This window comes from Candidatus Leptofilum sp. (assembly GCF_965223285.1).
Lineage (GTDB): Bacteria > Chloroflexota > Anaerolineae > Promineifilales > Promineifilaceae > Leptofilum.
Window position 1 is genome coordinate 3,214,159 of sequence record NZ_OZ244997.1, and the last position, 14,754, is coordinate 3,228,912.

Consider the following 14,754-nt stretch of genomic DNA (forward strand, 5'->3'; position numbering starts at 1 on the left):
TATGACAACCCGTGTTGAACAACTTTCTGATGTGACCGAGCGCGTGCCCACTTTCGTGGCTATTGGCTCGTTTGATGGCGTTCATTTGGGGCATCAGGCAGTGCTGCAAAAGATGGTTTCTGAAGCGCAAAGCGTGGAGGCGCGTACGGCCGTTCTCACCTTTTTCCCTCATCCCAAGCGCGTCATTCAACAGGTGTCAGAGCCATACTATCTGGGCACCCTAGACCAGCGGGTTACGCGGCTGGCTAACCTGGGCATCGACCTCATCATCACCCACCCCTTCAACGAGACGGTGCGCCAAACCCGTGCCGCCACCTTTGTGGATGAGTTGTGCCGCTATTTGGACATGCGCCAACTGTGGGGTGGCAACTTTGCCCTGGGTTACAATCGCGAAGGAGACATTCCATTCTTGCAAAAACTGGGTGAAGAACGCGGCTACACTGTGCAGCAGGTGGATGCACTGGTGATGTGGCAGGGGGAGCGCGTTAGCAGCAGCCGCATCCGCCGCAGCTTGCTCGAAGGGGATTTACAAGAGGTGAATGGTTGCTTGGGACGGCCGTATTGCGTTAGTGGCACCGTCATTGGAGGCAAAAAGATGGGACGCACCATTGGCTTCCCCACCGCCAACATTGAATTTTGGGACGAGCAGCTCTTGCCTGCCAATGGTGTGTACGCCATCTACGCCGGGTTGGGCGAAGAACGTCATTTGGCCGCCGTCAACGTCGGCGTGCGCCCCACCGTGAATGGCAGTGCCGTCTCTGTAGAAGCCCATTTGCTTGATTTTGATATGGATATTTACGGTCATACCCTCCACCTGGATTTCATCGACCGCATTCGCCCTGAACAGAAATTCACTGGCCTGGACGCCCTAAAAGCCCAAATTGCCGCCGATGTGGCGCAAGTGCGAGAATTACTATCAGGTAATTGAGTAATTGGGTAATTCTTGAACCTGCCCAGTTACTCAATTACCTAATTACTTTTTACATGCAAGACGCTTACTTCAAAAAAACACTCGATTTTAAGCAAGATAACCAGCCGCTCCAGTTTCGCGTGTCGCAGGAGCTGTTTAGCAGCTACGAGGTGGATGCGGGAACGCGCTTTTTGCTGCGTACGCTAAGCCAACTGCCAATGACCAATGTGCACCGGGTGCTAGATGTAGGCTGTGGCTACGGCCCGCTGGGGTTAACGCTGGCCAAGCAAGATAACCATCGCACTGTCCATTTGGTGGATCGGGACGCCCTGGCGGTTGATTTTTCTCAACAAAATGCCGAACTCAATAGTTTACATAATGTTAAAATTTATGGCAGCTTGGGCTACGATGCCATCAAAGAACGTAACTTTGATCTGATTGTTTCCAACGTCCCTGGCAAGGCGGGTGAGGCGGTGATTGCACACCTCATTCGGGGGGCACGGCCGTTTCTTGCACAAAACGGCCACGTCGCCATGGTCATTGTCAAACCATTGATGCCGTTAGTGGAAAAAACATTGGAAGAGATGCCAGATGCGGCCGTTACCCTCAAACAGTCCACCGCCAACCACGCCGTTTTCCACTACCATTTCACCGCTCCCGCAGATGAAGCACCGCAGCCCGCCTTTGCTAGCGGTATCTTTTGGCGGGACACAATGGAAGTTAATTACAAGAAGCTGAAATTTGGCATGAAAACGGCCGTTGGCCTGCCAGAGTTTGATACGCTAAGTTACGGCACACGACTGCTCTTCAACCAGCTTAACGCCAGCGACCCAGTTGAGCATTTACTGGTTGTGAATCCGGGGCAAGGACATACGGCCGTAGCCGCCTGGTTATCAATGAACCCACAACAAATTACACTGGTAGACCGAGATTTGCTGGCCCTACAAACCACCGCCTACAACTTGCAGCAAAACGGCTGCCCAGCCGAACGCATCCACAGCCATCACCAAATTGGATTGCCCCCCTTGGCAGCCGCGCCAAATTTGGTGTTGCATCCTCTGCGCGACAGCGAAGGGCCACGTTTGGCGGTGGCCCGACTCAATTTACTAGCCACGCAAATGGGCCCAAGAGGCACCATTCTTATCGCTGCCAACTCCCATCTCATTTCCCAGGTGGCACAGCAAGCGAAGAAAAGCCAGCACCTCAAACCCCAAAAGCGTAGGAAACGTAAAGGGTTCAGCACTCTCTCTTTCTCGGTCAGCTAACAACCCATTCGCTAATTCCACTTACTGACTGATGTTTCACATGCTCTTTAGAAATCTAAGCTGCATAACATAAGTGACTGATTTGCGATCTGAATATCTTGACGCTCAGAATAAAATTTATTATATTTCTGTTTGTTCAGTAATTACCGAACAAACAGAATAGATAGAATTTTTATTGTGAGGAGGAAGCACTTATTTGAAACCAACAGAAGAAATCTTGAATTATGTTGAAGAATTTGGCCTCTTCTTTGAACAATTTGGGCTGCCACGCACAGGTGGGCGCATTCTGGGTTGGCTGCTAATTTGCGACCCGCCCCACCAAACCATGGATGCCATGGCCGAGGTGCTGCAGGTAAGCAAAAGCTCTATTTCTACCGCCAGCCGCATGCTCATTCAATCGGGGTTGGTCAGCAAGGTTAGCTTCCCCGGTGAACGCAAAGATTTCTATCGCATAAGTGCTGAAGCGTGGGAACAGGCGTGGTCGAACCGCAATGCCCATACCACAACCATGCGCCAATTGGCCGAGCGCGGTCTGGAGCTGCTGCCAGATGGTGATTCTGAGCATCGGGCGCGTTTGCAAACGATGCGCGATTTGTACAAATTCTTGGAAGAGGAGCTGCCCAAACTGACGGCTCGCTGGTTTGGGAAACGTTCAGAATTGAATTGAAAGACTTTTTGGCAATAACCATTCTAAATGCCTAGTAACTCGCTTTGTAGGTAAAGAAAAGGTAACTAAATTAAAAATTGGCTTTTCTTTGTCTATTCCGCGAGCGAAGCAGGGCAATTGGGCAACCAACCGCTCACCAAAGGAGCCTATGTGCTAGTTCATAGGCATAAAGGGTAATGGAGTGTGCTATGAGTAAACATGTAATTGAAACAAGCGGCCTGACAGTGTATTACGGCCGTCATCGCGGCATCCTAAACGTGGACCTGACCGTAGAAGAAGGGGAAGTGTTTGGCTTTCTTGGCCCGAACGGTGCCGGCAAAACCACCACCCAGCGAGTGCTGCTAGACATCATTCGCCCCACATCCGGCAGAGCCTCAATTTTTGGCCTGGATTGCCGTGAGCAAGGCGTGGAGCTACGCAAGCGGGTAGGGTATCTTCCTGGTGAACTAGCCCTGTACAAAAACATGAAGGCCAGCCAATTCTTCAAAATGTATGAATATTTACGTGGCGAAAATGGCAGCAAGGGCTATTGGCAAGAGTTGGCCAATCGGCTCGATTTGGACATAAGCCGCAAAATTGGGAACTTTTCGCGCGGCAACAAGCAAAAAGTTGGCATTGTAGCGGCGTTTATGACACGCCCTGATCTGCTCATTTTGGACGAGCCAACGGGCGGTTTGGACCCGTTGGTACAACAAACGGTGCTGGAAATGGTACGTGAGGCCAAAGCAGACGGCCGTACCATCTTCTTCTCCTCCCACATTTTGCCAGAGGTGCAGGCAGTGGCCGACCGGGTGGGCATCATTCGGGACGGCCACTTGGTGACGACGCAGCGCGTGGAAGAATTGGTTGCCCAGCGGGTGACGCGGCTCAACCTGGCTTTTGCCAAGCTACCCCCTGCCGATGCGTTCCAGTTTGAGGGCGTTACAGAACTTAGCCGCAGCGAGCGCGGCATCCTGCTGGAAGTGCAGGAGAATCTACCACAGGTTTTGGCGACGGCCGCACAAAACAATATTCAACATATTGAGACAATGAACGTGAGTTTGGAGGAAATCTTCCTGACTTATTACGGCAAGGGGAATGGAGGTAATCATGCTTAGATTGATATGGCAAGAGCTACTTTTTCGGCGGAATGCAATTATTGGCTGGGGGTTGGGACTCTGCTTTTTCCCGCTGGTTTACATTTCCATCTACCCCTCCGTAGCCGATGAGATGGCCGGGCTTGCGGACCTGGAAATTTACCAGGCAATGGGCATGAGTTTGGGCAACTTTGCTGATTGGGTTGGCTCGATTTTGATTATATTCTTGCCGCTGATAGCTGCCATCTACGGTATCATCAATGGGACTGGCACGCTGGCGGGTGAAGAGGAAGACGGCCGTCTCGAAATGGTTGTTACGCTGCCGTTGCCCCGTTGGCAAATTGTTACCGCCAAGGCGATTGCTTTTACTATCTCGTCCATCATCATGTTTGTGGTGGTGGCCGTGGTTTCCGTGCTGGTATTTCAATCCATCGAAAGCCAGGTTGATACGGAAATGGTCGCTGGCAATATGTTTACGGCCGTACTCATGGCATGGCCTATCGTTTTTGCCGTAGGTATGATGAGCATGTTCCTGGCCGCTTTTTGCGCCAGCCGCCGCTTTGCCTCAATAATTGCCGCTGCCATTTTGGTAATTGGCTACTTTGGCAGTAATTTGGCAGCCTCCACCACCGAATTAGAACCGTTCGAGCCATTCTTCTTATTCACCTATTTGGATGCGTCGGGAACGGCCGTTATGGAAGGCCAGGCAGCAGGAGATATGTTGGTATTTATTGCCATCGGACTGGTTAGCTTTGCTCTCGCCCTCTTCTTCTTCCAGCGTCGTAACCTGACGGTCGGCCTATGGCCCTGGCAACGAGCGCGGGTTTTGTAATCAGTGTTCGGTATTCGGTAATCAGTCGCGCAGTTGAAAAACCGATTACCGTCCGTCCACTGGTGATTTGTGAACGTGAACTACTTTCCAACCAGCCGCATCCTTGATGAGGACGCGGCTTTCGTTGTGGCTGCGGTGCTGGATGCCAGCGTCGGTAGCAATGGTTAGCATGAAGGTGTAGGAAACAACGGCCGTAATCACCCCACCTGCTTCTTCCCCATAAATTTGCAGACGCGGTTCCCATAAATCGTAGCGAAAATCATTATCGGTGCCTGCCCAGCTATGATCAATCATAAACAGATGAAAATCCAGCCCATCCTGGCGGTGCGGCGTCACAAACCACTCGTACAGTGATAAATCTTCGGCGGTGGTTGCTTTGTAGGTGGCGACATCTTTGCTAAAGATGCTCTCAATATGCCGGTGCAAAAATTCCCAAATCTCTTGTTCTAACGCGCTCATTGTTACCCCTGATCCAGATGTTGAAGGGCCATTTGCACGCGCTCGTCGAACGATTTGACGTCGCGGGAAATGTTTTGCAGCGCGGATTGGGCTTCTACAATGCTGAAGCCCAGCCCGGTAAGGAAGTCGATCACGTCGGCGTCCACGTCGCTGACGAGCGGCACGGCCGTACTCACCTGCGTCAAATCCAATTTATCCCGCAGCTGGAACATGATGCGTTCAGCCGTTTTCTTACCAATACCGGGAACACGCTGGAGAACGGCCGTTTCTTCCCGCATAATGGCACTTTTCAACATTTCTGGACTCAACGTGGCCAAAATCGCCAGTGCCACCTTCGGGCCAACTCCGTTCACGCCCAGCAGCACCTCAAAAAGCTGCAAATCCTCTTCTGTCTCAAAGCCGTACAGAGATAGCTCCTGCTCCCGCACAATGAGGTGCGTATACAACTGTATGGAACGGCCAATGCCCCCCACATTTTCCAGCACCGTGCGCGGCACAAACGTGCGCACGCCCACGCCGCCCACGTTCACCACCAAGCTATTCTCTTCAATTTTCAGAATGGTTCCACTCAAGGATGCAATCATAATTTGGGTTACAGTTTGTAAAATGAACTAATCTACTTTATTCGGATGCAAAAGCATTTAGGTTTTGAACGGCTTCATAAATTTCTTGCAGCCGAGATTCTTCAACGTCAAATCCGAAAGTAATTATTTCCAACTCATTAAGCAATTCTTCCATAGAATTATGAAAAGATGACAAACTCACCATTTGATGCCGGTTTGTAGCGTTGCCGCCTGACTTAGTAGTAGGATAACGATAACCAAATGAATCCTTGTCTATCTGGCTGAATTCACTCGCAAACTTAGTAACTTTATCTGCTAATTGACTGATATCTGCGTCTGATGGAAAGAGGGTGGCGCAGATTTTCTGGAAGATCGTTGCTAGAGGTTCAAGTCGATGGGTCGGCGTATATTGGAAATCTTCACCTTCGACACTCTTGAAGTAAGCTATTAAGCCAGCTTGATAACACAAACCTTTTAAATAAAGTTCAAATGCATGTCGATACAAGAACACAATTGGATATGCTTCATAGTCGGGAAAACGAGGTTTTTCCAGAAGTGATTTAGCCAAAGTTGAGGCAGCCCTTGCATATCCTTTAGCGTAGACACCAAAATCTCGTTTAGGGTTTGCTGTAAAAGAGATGACAAAAGTACTTGGATCATTCATTGCGTCGTAAAATGCCATGATTCTCCTTTCTGGAAATTCAGATTTTATTTTAAGACCACTTGTGTTAAACAAGATTGCCTGATTTTATACAGTCTAATCGTACAAGGATTCAAACCGTTGATAATGATAATGGGTAATGGCCACTGCCAAACCGTCGGCGGCGTCGTCGGGGCGGGGTGTTTCTTCCAGATCGAGCAAATTACGCACCATGAGCTGCACCTGGGCCTTGTCGGCTTTGCCGTAGCCCGTAACGGCGTCTTTAATTTTGGGAGGTGAATATTCGCCAATAGGCAATCCGGCGTTGGCCACCGTGAGCAGCAGCACGCCCCGTGCCTGCCCCACGGTGATGGCGGTGGTCACGTTCCGGCCAAAAAAGACTTCTTCGACGCCGACACTATCTGGCTGGTATTCATCAATGAGTTGTTGCAGTTCTTGTTGGATTTGCTGCAAGCGTTGGGGCATGGGTGTTTTGGCGAGGGTGGAAATGGTGCCATAGGCAACGGCCGTAAATTCCCCCTCCTCCACATCCACAATGCCATACCCGGTGGTTGCCGTGCCAGGGTCTAATCCCAAAATACGCATCATTAATTGTGAATCGTGAATTGTGAACTTTGAATTGTGAATGAGAATCCGTTAACCATTCACAATTAATTATTCACTATTCACAATTTGTTAGGCTGCTTCCATTGCCGCGATGGCTTCGTCGCTGATTTCTAGCGTGGAGTAAACGTTTTGCACGTCGTCCAAATCTTCAATGATTTCGATGACCCGCATGACCTGGAGCACATCGTCCCCGTCCAGCTCAATGGCATTGTTCGGTTCATAGACCATGCTGGCTTCTTCAACTTCCATGCCCGCGTCCTTAATCGCTTCCCGTACTGCCTGGAAATTTTCCAGCTCTGTATAAACTTCGGCCATTTCGCCAAACTGAATATCATCGGCCCCAGCATCAGCCGCTACCAAAAACAGTTCGTCCTGATCGGCTTTTCCACCCACAGCAATGTACCCCTTGCGGGTGAACTGCCAGGATACTGAACCAGATTCTGCCATGTTGCCGCCATTCTTGTTCAGGGCGTGACGCAAATCGGCCACGGCACGATTTTTGTTGTCGGTGACCACTTCTACCAGCAGACCGATGCCGTTCGGTGCATACGCTTCGTACATCAACTCAAATAGCTCTGCGCCTTCCAATTCGCCCGTGCCGCGCTTGATGGCGCGTTCGATATTGTCTTTGGGCATGTTGGCCGCTTTGGCCTTGTCGATGGCCAGCCCCAGCCGCGTGTTAAAGGTGGGATCGCCGCCGCCTTCACGGGCGGCAATGGTTAACTCTTTGGTTAATTGGGTAAAGAGCTTGCCCCGCTTTTTATCAGTCGCTGCCTTTTTATGTTTGATGGTGGACCACTTGGAATGTCCAGACATGATTTTTCTCCAACTGTAATTTTTTGCTTATCCATTTTTGGGATTTTGATGAACGTATTATAGCACAGTCACAAGTGGGCAGAACAGTTCACAAAGGATGCTCAACGGCCATAGGCGGACTCTGGCAACGGCCGTTTCCACTTCGTTGCCATTGCCCCACCTACCTTCCCTTGTGCCACCGCTGCTGCCAAATTATCGCTACGCCAAAACTCTGCCAAAAAGTAAGCGATGAAGGCATCGCCGCAACCCACAGTGCTGCCCTGCACGGGGATTGCCTTGACATTGTAAAAATATTCCTGCGGCTGGGAACGGCCGTCCCACACTAACACTCCCCGCGCTCCCAGCGTTACCACCAGCAGCTTACCCAACTCAAAAACGATTTGTCGCAGCCGTGGCAGCAACGGATCATCCGACTCTTTCGGCCAGCCGATAAAGCCTAAATCAATCAGGGGCAGCATTTTGGCAAACCGCTCGGGTGTGAAGTGGCGAAAATCGAGGAAATCTGCGGAGAGAAACGGCCGTTCCCATACCCCCTTTTCCGCCAGCCGATGCACTTCCCGCACCAAACTATCTACCAATACAGTATGCACCCGTTCCGCCTGGGCCACCACCGCTTCTTCGGCAGAGGTTAGCTGAAAATCAGCCAGCACCCCTTCCACAAAATTGTCCATGTAGATTTGTCTGTCAGGTAAAAAGGCGATGTCGATGGCTGGCGTACGGCCGTTTCCCACCAAACTCTCTGGCAAATGATCAATTTGATGCCGCTGAAAAAACTCTCCAAAAACCCGTACTCCATCCGCCCCAATGCGCGTCAAAAACAAATGCGGAAAATCGAGCTGCCGCCAATGGTACGCCATGTTCACACAGCCACCGCCGGGGAGGATACGGCCGTTCTCCTTGTAAATATCCAGGCTGGCGGCTCCCAGCAGAATTGTGGACAATGAAGCCATAGTAAAAAACCTAACGCAAAGGCGCAAAGATGTAAAGGAAAACAATAACTTTGCGCCTTTTTCCCTTTGCGTTCTTTGCGTCAAAAAGCTAAGCTCAAAGACCCCTCAGCGGGTTCGCCCGATCTGCCCCCAATGCCAAAAAGCGAGCATAGCGCACTTCGATGACTTTGCTCATTTGCCAAAACGCTTCCACAGACAGATGGGCGCACCCTTCTTTGTGGTACCAACCTTCGCGGTTGGGCAGGCTGGTGATGAGCGCGGGGTCGTGGACAGGCACGACGGCTGGATTGAGGCAAAATCCTGGCGAGAGCGGATCGCGGATCTGGAACAAATAATCTCCGCGAAAGCCTCTGGCGCGGGGCAAATGGTGGGTTTGTCCGTCGGTTAGGTCTGTGAGGTTGGTGGGAGCAACATCGGTATCCACCACATCCGGCCATTCAGGATCATCCGCTAACTCCGCAATCACCCGCCGCACCGAGATGTCCTGGTAATGGTTCATCGCCGTATGGGGCTGCTCGTAGCTGCCGTCGTACACGTTGGTGATGTTGTCATCATAGACGTTGCCGCAAACGGCCGTTAAAAAACGCACCAACGCCGGATTCCCTCGCAAAAAGTGTCGGTACGCTGCCTCATACTCTTTAATTGCTTCGCTAAATGGAACGCTTTTCCCCCGCACGATGTATTGAATGCGCCAGTTGTTTGGGCCGAAACGGCCGTCTAGCACCTCCCGCCACTGCGCTTTCGCAAATCCCGCATACCCCGGTGTTCCCACCGGAATCCACACGTCCTTGAGCAAATCTAACTGCTCAGATTCAATTTCCTGCCACCAGTTTGTCGGATCCATAATTTCAGCGAGCAGTTGGGCGGTCAGGCACTGCCCTCTTCTGCTTCACTATCAGTCGCCTGCTGCCGACTGCATCTCCCCCCGCGCCAGTTGGCGGCGGAAGCGACGACGCACCACAGCCAAGTTTACTTTTTCACGCAGCGCCACGAGGATCAAGGCAGCCAGCGTCGCAAACTGCGGCAGCAGTTGAATCAGGTTTGGCGGCAAATCGGTCACATTTTGAATGCGCACGGCAAACGCCTCGGCCAGACCAAAAAAGTAGCCCGTTAGCAGCACGCCAAGTGGATGCTGAAAACCAAAAATATTGGCCGTTACGGCCACCCAACCCAGCCCGTTGCTCATGTTGCGTGTGAACAGCGACAAATGCCCCACGGAGAGAAATGCCCCACCAAGCGAACACAGCATCCCGGCAATCACCATCGCCGACACCTGCACCCGGCGCACGTTAATCCCCAGCGTTTCGGCCGCCTGCTTATTCTCGCCCACGGCGCGAATGTGCCGCCCAAATTTGGTGTGGAAAAGCACAATGTAGCCAATGATGCAGGCCGCCCAGGAAAAGTAGACGATGAAGTTGTAGCCGCTGAGAATATCGCCCAAAATGGGAATGCTGCTCAACAAGGGAATCTCAAAGTCTGGCAACCGCTGGATGCTGGGGTCTGACCAGGAGCCTACATTGCCAAACAAAACGCGCATCACATAGACAGTTATTTCGGCAATGAGGAGATTGATCGCCAACGCCAAAATGATAAGATTCACTTCATATTTCAGGTAGAAAAAGGCAAACATATACCCCAATAAGCCACCAAAGACGATGGCCACCAGAATACCGCCCAGCGTCGTACCCAGGTAAAATGTCGCCACAATGGCTACAAATGCGCCAAGAAGCATCTTCCCTTCCAGAGCGAGGTTGAGCACGCCAGCGCGAGAGCAAAAAGCACCACCAAGCGCGGCAAGAATAATTGGCGTGGCTAACCGCAAACCACTACTTAACATCGCAACAGTGAATAGATCGCCTTCCATTATTCCCTCTCCTGCATAGCGAGTTCAACGGCCGTTTTCTGCCCCCTGAACCTTGCCCACCTTTCACGCAATCCGGCGATGCCTCCTATGTAAAACTTCTCGGCCGCAACGAACAAAATCATCAGGGCAATCACCGTGCCGCCCAACTCGCGCGGGATGCCCAGATTAATTTGCAAACCAAGTTGAGCACCCAGACCAACCCCTGCAAACAAAATCGCCACCAGAAAAACGCCGAGGGGATGTATCTGCCCCAAAATTGCCACAGAAAGTCCTGTGAAGCCTAAACCGGGGGCAAAATCCTGGTTGATGCGGTAATGCACGCCAATCACCTCAATGGCACCAGCCAAGCCGGCGATTGCGCCACTGATGAACATGCCACGGATAGCAGCGCGATCATTGCGGATGCCGCCAAAAAGGGCAAAAAGTGAGGATTGCCCCGCCATACGCTGCTCATACCCCGGCGCGGAACGCCAGAGATAGAGATAAACCAGAATTACGGCCGCCACCGCAATTACAAAGCCCATCCCCCACTTTGAGCCGGGCATAAAAATGGGCAACTTGGCAGCCTCATTAATAACCGGGGAGAAAGCCGTAGTGCCTCGGTCGGCGCGCAGTGGGAAGTTCACCATGTACACCGAAAATAGAAGCGCAATCTCATTCATCACGATGGTGGTAATCACCTCGTTGATGTTCAACTTAACTTTTAGCACGCCGGGTATCCAGCCATAAATGCCGCCGACAATCATGGCCACGAGCATAATGAAAATGGGGTGGATGACGGGAGGCAGGTCAATGGCGAAGCCCAGCCAGGCTGCCGTTAATGCCCCCAGTGCAAATTGCCCCTCCTGGCCAATGCTAAACATGCCAGACCGAAAAGCGACGACAGCAGAGAGGCCAGTGAGCATGAGCGGAGTAGCTCTTTCCAGCGTCGTGAAAAATGCGCAGCGATTGAGCGCAGAGCAGCCAAAACCAGCCTTAAACAGTTCCTCGAATGCGGCCAGGGGCGAGTTGTCAGTAAACAAAATGAGTACAGCAGCGACCACCAAACCAGAAATAACGGCAAGAAGCGGTACCAGAAATGTGTTGATTCGCTGTTGTCGGTTGTAATTTTCCATAACGTTACGCCACAGTACTGAAGCAAACTTCTTTTAATAGATATGTGCTATGGAAGTTTGCTTCAGTTTAACTGTTCCGCCTCAGGCTCATATTCGTCCATAGTTGCTTGGCGGAACAGTAGCCTCCTATATTGGTTCGGCAACGGCCGTTTCAGCCAGTGAACTCCCACCCATCAGCAAGCCAATCTCTTCCTTGGTGGTCGTTTGTGGGTCTACCTCGCCAGCAATCGTGCCACGATACATCACAATCACGCGGTCACTCAACGACAAAATTTCTTCCAATTCCACAGAGATTAGCAGAACGGCCGCATTCCGGTCACGTACCTCAACCAGCGAGCGATGGACAAATTCAATACTGCCCACATCCAAACCACGCGTAGGTTGGTTGGCGATAACAAATTTCGGCTCACCAGAAAGCTCACGGGCTAACACCACCTTCTGCATGTTCCCGCCAGAAAGCGTGGCGATCATCTCGCCGGGCTTGGCAGCGGCAATAGAAAATTGCTTGACGGCAAACGAAGCAAACTTTTTCATTGCCGATTTAATCATGAACCCAAGCCTATTAAACTCTGGCAATTTGTACCGATTAACAACGAGGTTCTCATCCAAATCTGTTTCCAAATTCAGACCGATTTTGATCCGGTCTTCGGGAATATGCGCCATCCCTTTTTTACGCCGTTCACCAACGGTTCGCTGAGTAATATCCTGCCCCATGAAGGTTAATGTGCCCCCTTCCACGGGGCGCATACCGGAAATTGCTTCCACTAGCTCTGTCTGCCCGTTGCCGCTCACGCCAGCAATGCCCAGGATTTCTCCTTCCCGCACGGAAAAAGACATATGGCGTACGGCAGGCAGGCCGCTGGCATCTGTCACGGTGATGTTCTCCGCAGCAAACACCACCTCACCAGGGGTAGCAGGTTGTTTATCCAACTCAAGTAGCACGGAACGTCCCACCATCATCCGAGCCATGTCGGGAATGCTGGTATCGGCCACGTTGCGAGTGCCAATCTTCTTGCCGCCACGCATCACGCTGAGCCGATCGGCGACATCTTTTACTTCCACCAATTTGTGGGTGATAAAGATAATGGTTCGACCGCGTTCAGCTAGATTTCGGACGACAGCAAGCAGCTCTTTTACTTCCTGGGGGGTAAGTACGGCCGTAGGCTCATCCAAAATCAGAATTTTCGCCTCACGCTGCAACGCTTTTAAAATTTCGACGCGCTGCTGCATGCCCACCGGCAAATCCCGAATGCGAGCATGAGGGTCAACTGGCAGACCAAAATCGTCTGCTAACTGACGCACCAATTCAGCCTCATCCTTTTTCTGCAACACGCCGTACCGGTTCGGCTCAATCCCCAGCATGATATTTTCGGCAATCGTAAACGACGGCACCAGTTTAAAATGCTGATGTACCATACCAATCCCCATATTTATGGCATCATCAGGGTGGTTGATCTCAACTGGCTGACCATTGACCAAAATCTCCCCAGAATCCGGCTTGTACAACCCGTAGAGAATGTTCATCAACGTCGTCTTGCCAGCACCATTCTCACCGACCAGCGCGTGTACTTCCCCCTCGGTTACCGAGAGGGTCACATCATTATTCGCTAATACATTGGAAGAGGGAAAATATTTGGTGATGTTTCGCAGTTCGACAGCATTTGCCATGAGTTTTCCACAGAGGGCGAATGACGTCACACCGAAATGGTGTGACGTCATTCGCTTGGTTATTGATTATTCAATCTCACTTCAGCGGTGCGCACGCATCTGAAGTCAGTTCAGGATCAACCAGCGCGTCACAGACGACATAGTCACCAGACAAAATGTTTGCACGATATTCTTCTACAGTTGCTTCAACATCGGGCAGTTTTTCCACCATCTCCGTCGGGCCTTCGTCCTTGAAGGTTGTAGAGCCTTCATCCCAAGAAATCCCGGCCGCTCCATCGGCCATACCAAGCTGGTTAAAGCCTCCCTGGAACGTGTCATTCAAAGCCCACTCAATCAGGGTGTAAGTGGCAATATCCACCCGTTTAATCATGGAAACAATTACATGCCCAGGCTGAATCCAATCCTGATTAGAATCCACGCCAATGGCATAATTACCAGTTTGGGCAGCCGCTTCTAAAACGCCTTCACCAGAACGACCAGCAACTTGGTAAACAATGTCTGCGCCTTGTTCATACTGGCCAAGCGCAGTTTCCAGTCCCAGCGTGGGGTTCTCAAAATCAAAGCCCAGGTAACCAACAAGAACTTCACAGTCGGGGCAAACTTCAAGAACGCCCTGCTTGTAGCCATAGAAGAATTGGTTCAAAGCGGGCGCGTCGCCACCTACCACGGCACCAACAACTTTGGTTTCGGTCATCGATCCGGCAATAAGACCAGCCAGGAAGCTGGACTCATGCACGTTGATCTGGAAAGCAGCAAAGTTATCCGGTAGAGAATCGGCGAAAACGTCTGACGGGGCACCAAATTTCTGGTCTGGGAACTCTTCCGCCAATGTCAGCACCAGTTCGGCATCTAGTGCCAGCGGCAACACAATGTCATTACCAGCAAGAATGGCACCGCGCATAGCGGCTTCATGCTCGGTGATACCAGCGGTTTCAATAATCGTACCAGAAACACCTAGCTCTTCCATTGCCCGCTCGGCTCCACGATTTGAGGAATCAGCAAAGGAGCGGTCGCCAAGTGCACCGGGCAGCACCAGCGCAAAGCTGAAGTCAGCATTTTCCGTCATTTCCTCGTCGTCGGTGGCACCTTCATCGCCGCTGCTATCGGTGGGGGTATCTTCGCCAGAAGCATCTTCGGCGGGTTCGTCTCCACCGCAAGCTGTAAATAACAGCGCGAGGATCATAGCCAAAATTAATAAAAGGGTTTTGCGTCTCATGTGTTCCTCCTTCTTAGGAATATTGTGAGCAAACTACAAAATGAAAAAAGCGCGCATATGCGGCTTTCGACGAACAAGATTTATTG

General features: G+C 51.3%; 16 protein-coding genes. 5 read left to right on the forward strand and 11 right to left on the reverse strand.

The window, feature by feature from the left end:
- Nucleotide 1 precedes the first annotated feature (1 nt).
- The 5 genes from ACOQPU_RS14575 (at nucleotide 2) to ACOQPU_RS14595 (ending at nucleotide 4,750) form a co-directional block, all read left to right on the forward strand.
- Nucleotides 2-928: a bifunctional riboflavin kinase/FAD synthetase gene (locus ACOQPU_RS14575; RefSeq protein WP_420640560.1), complete on the forward strand. Its 927-nt coding sequence runs from the start codon at nucleotides 2-4 to the stop codon at nucleotides 926-928.
- The gene (locus tag ACOQPU_RS14580; RefSeq protein WP_420640561.1) at nucleotides 925-2,175 is read left to right on the forward strand and encodes a class I SAM-dependent methyltransferase; all 1,251 of its coding nucleotides are present in this window, start codon (nucleotides 925-927) and stop codon (nucleotides 2,173-2,175) included. The genes ACOQPU_RS14575 and ACOQPU_RS14580 overlap by 4 nt, the downstream gene beginning before the upstream one ends.
- A gap of 196 nt (nucleotides 2,176-2,371) precedes the next feature.
- Entirely contained in the window at nucleotides 2,372-2,842 is a 471-nt protein-coding gene (locus tag ACOQPU_RS14585) for a GbsR/MarR family transcriptional regulator (RefSeq protein WP_420640562.1), read from the forward strand.
- A 188-nt stretch (nucleotides 2,843-3,030) separates the two neighbouring features.
- Nucleotides 3,031-3,939, forward strand: coding sequence for an ABC transporter ATP-binding protein (locus tag ACOQPU_RS14590; RefSeq protein ID WP_420640563.1), 909 nt, complete (start codon nucleotides 3,031-3,033; stop codon nucleotides 3,937-3,939).
- Nucleotides 3,932-4,750: an ABC transporter permease subunit gene (locus ACOQPU_RS14595; protein WP_420640564.1), complete on the forward strand. Its 819-nt coding sequence runs from the start codon at nucleotides 3,932-3,934 to the stop codon at nucleotides 4,748-4,750. Before ACOQPU_RS14590 ends, ACOQPU_RS14595 begins: the two co-directional genes overlap by 8 nt.
- Nucleotides 4,751-4,795: 45 nt before the next feature.
- On the opposite strand, the gene ACOQPU_RS14600 is transcribed toward ACOQPU_RS14595, so the two are convergent.
- The 11 genes from ACOQPU_RS14600 to ACOQPU_RS14650 form a co-directional block, all read right to left on the reverse strand.
- Complete coding sequence (locus ACOQPU_RS14600; RefSeq protein ID WP_420640565.1) at nucleotides 4,796-5,209, reverse strand: nuclear transport factor 2 family protein; 414 nt, start codon at nucleotides 5,207-5,209, stop codon at nucleotides 4,796-4,798.
- Nucleotides 5,210-5,211: 2 nt separating this feature from the next.
- Nucleotides 5,212-5,781, reverse strand: coding sequence for a Holliday junction branch migration protein RuvA (gene ruvA / locus ACOQPU_RS14605; RefSeq protein ID WP_420640566.1), 570 nt, complete (start codon nucleotides 5,779-5,781; stop codon nucleotides 5,212-5,214).
- A gap of 49 nt (nucleotides 5,782-5,830) precedes the next feature.
- Nucleotides 5,831-6,454 carry a hypothetical protein gene (locus ACOQPU_RS14610; RefSeq protein ID WP_420640567.1) on the reverse strand — a complete coding sequence of 208 codons (624 nt, stop codon included), beginning with the start codon at nucleotides 6,452-6,454 and terminating at the stop codon, nucleotides 5,831-5,833.
- 75 nt (nucleotides 6,455-6,529) lie between these two features.
- Nucleotides 6,530-7,018 carry a crossover junction endodeoxyribonuclease RuvC gene (gene ruvC / locus ACOQPU_RS14615; RefSeq protein ID WP_420645843.1) on the reverse strand — a complete coding sequence of 163 codons (489 nt, stop codon included), beginning with the start codon at nucleotides 7,016-7,018 and terminating at the stop codon, nucleotides 6,530-6,532.
- Between the two features lie 90 nt (nucleotides 7,019-7,108).
- Nucleotides 7,109-7,855 carry a YebC/PmpR family DNA-binding transcriptional regulator gene (locus ACOQPU_RS14620; RefSeq protein ID WP_420640568.1) on the reverse strand — a complete coding sequence of 249 codons (747 nt, stop codon included), beginning with the start codon at nucleotides 7,853-7,855 and terminating at the stop codon, nucleotides 7,109-7,111.
- A gap of 101 nt (nucleotides 7,856-7,956) precedes the next feature.
- Nucleotides 7,957-8,805, reverse strand: coding sequence for a PfkB family carbohydrate kinase (locus tag ACOQPU_RS14625; protein WP_420640569.1), 849 nt, complete (start codon nucleotides 8,803-8,805; stop codon nucleotides 7,957-7,959).
- A gap of 94 nt (nucleotides 8,806-8,899) precedes the next feature.
- Entirely contained in the window at nucleotides 8,900-9,649 is a 750-nt protein-coding gene (locus ACOQPU_RS14630; RefSeq protein ID WP_420640570.1) for a hypothetical protein, read from the reverse strand.
- A 51-nt stretch (nucleotides 9,650-9,700) separates the two neighbouring features.
- Entirely contained in the window at nucleotides 9,701-10,669 is a 969-nt protein-coding gene (locus ACOQPU_RS14635) for an ABC transporter permease (RefSeq protein ID WP_420640571.1), read from the reverse strand.
- Nucleotides 10,669-11,784, reverse strand: coding sequence for an ABC transporter permease (locus ACOQPU_RS14640; protein WP_420640572.1), 1,116 nt, complete (start codon nucleotides 11,782-11,784; stop codon nucleotides 10,669-10,671). Before ACOQPU_RS14640 ends, ACOQPU_RS14635 begins: the two co-directional genes overlap by 1 nt.
- A gap of 126 nt (nucleotides 11,785-11,910) precedes the next feature.
- Nucleotides 11,911-13,452 (reverse strand): ABC transporter ATP-binding protein, encoded by a 1,542-nt coding sequence (locus ACOQPU_RS14645; RefSeq protein ID WP_420640573.1) that lies wholly within the window; start codon nucleotides 13,450-13,452, stop codon nucleotides 11,911-11,913.
- 76 nt (nucleotides 13,453-13,528) lie between these two features.
- Nucleotides 13,529-14,668: a BMP family ABC transporter substrate-binding protein gene (locus ACOQPU_RS14650; RefSeq protein ID WP_420640574.1), complete on the reverse strand. Its 1,140-nt coding sequence runs from the start codon at nucleotides 14,666-14,668 to the stop codon at nucleotides 13,529-13,531.
- Nucleotides 14,669-14,754 lie beyond the last annotated feature (86 nt).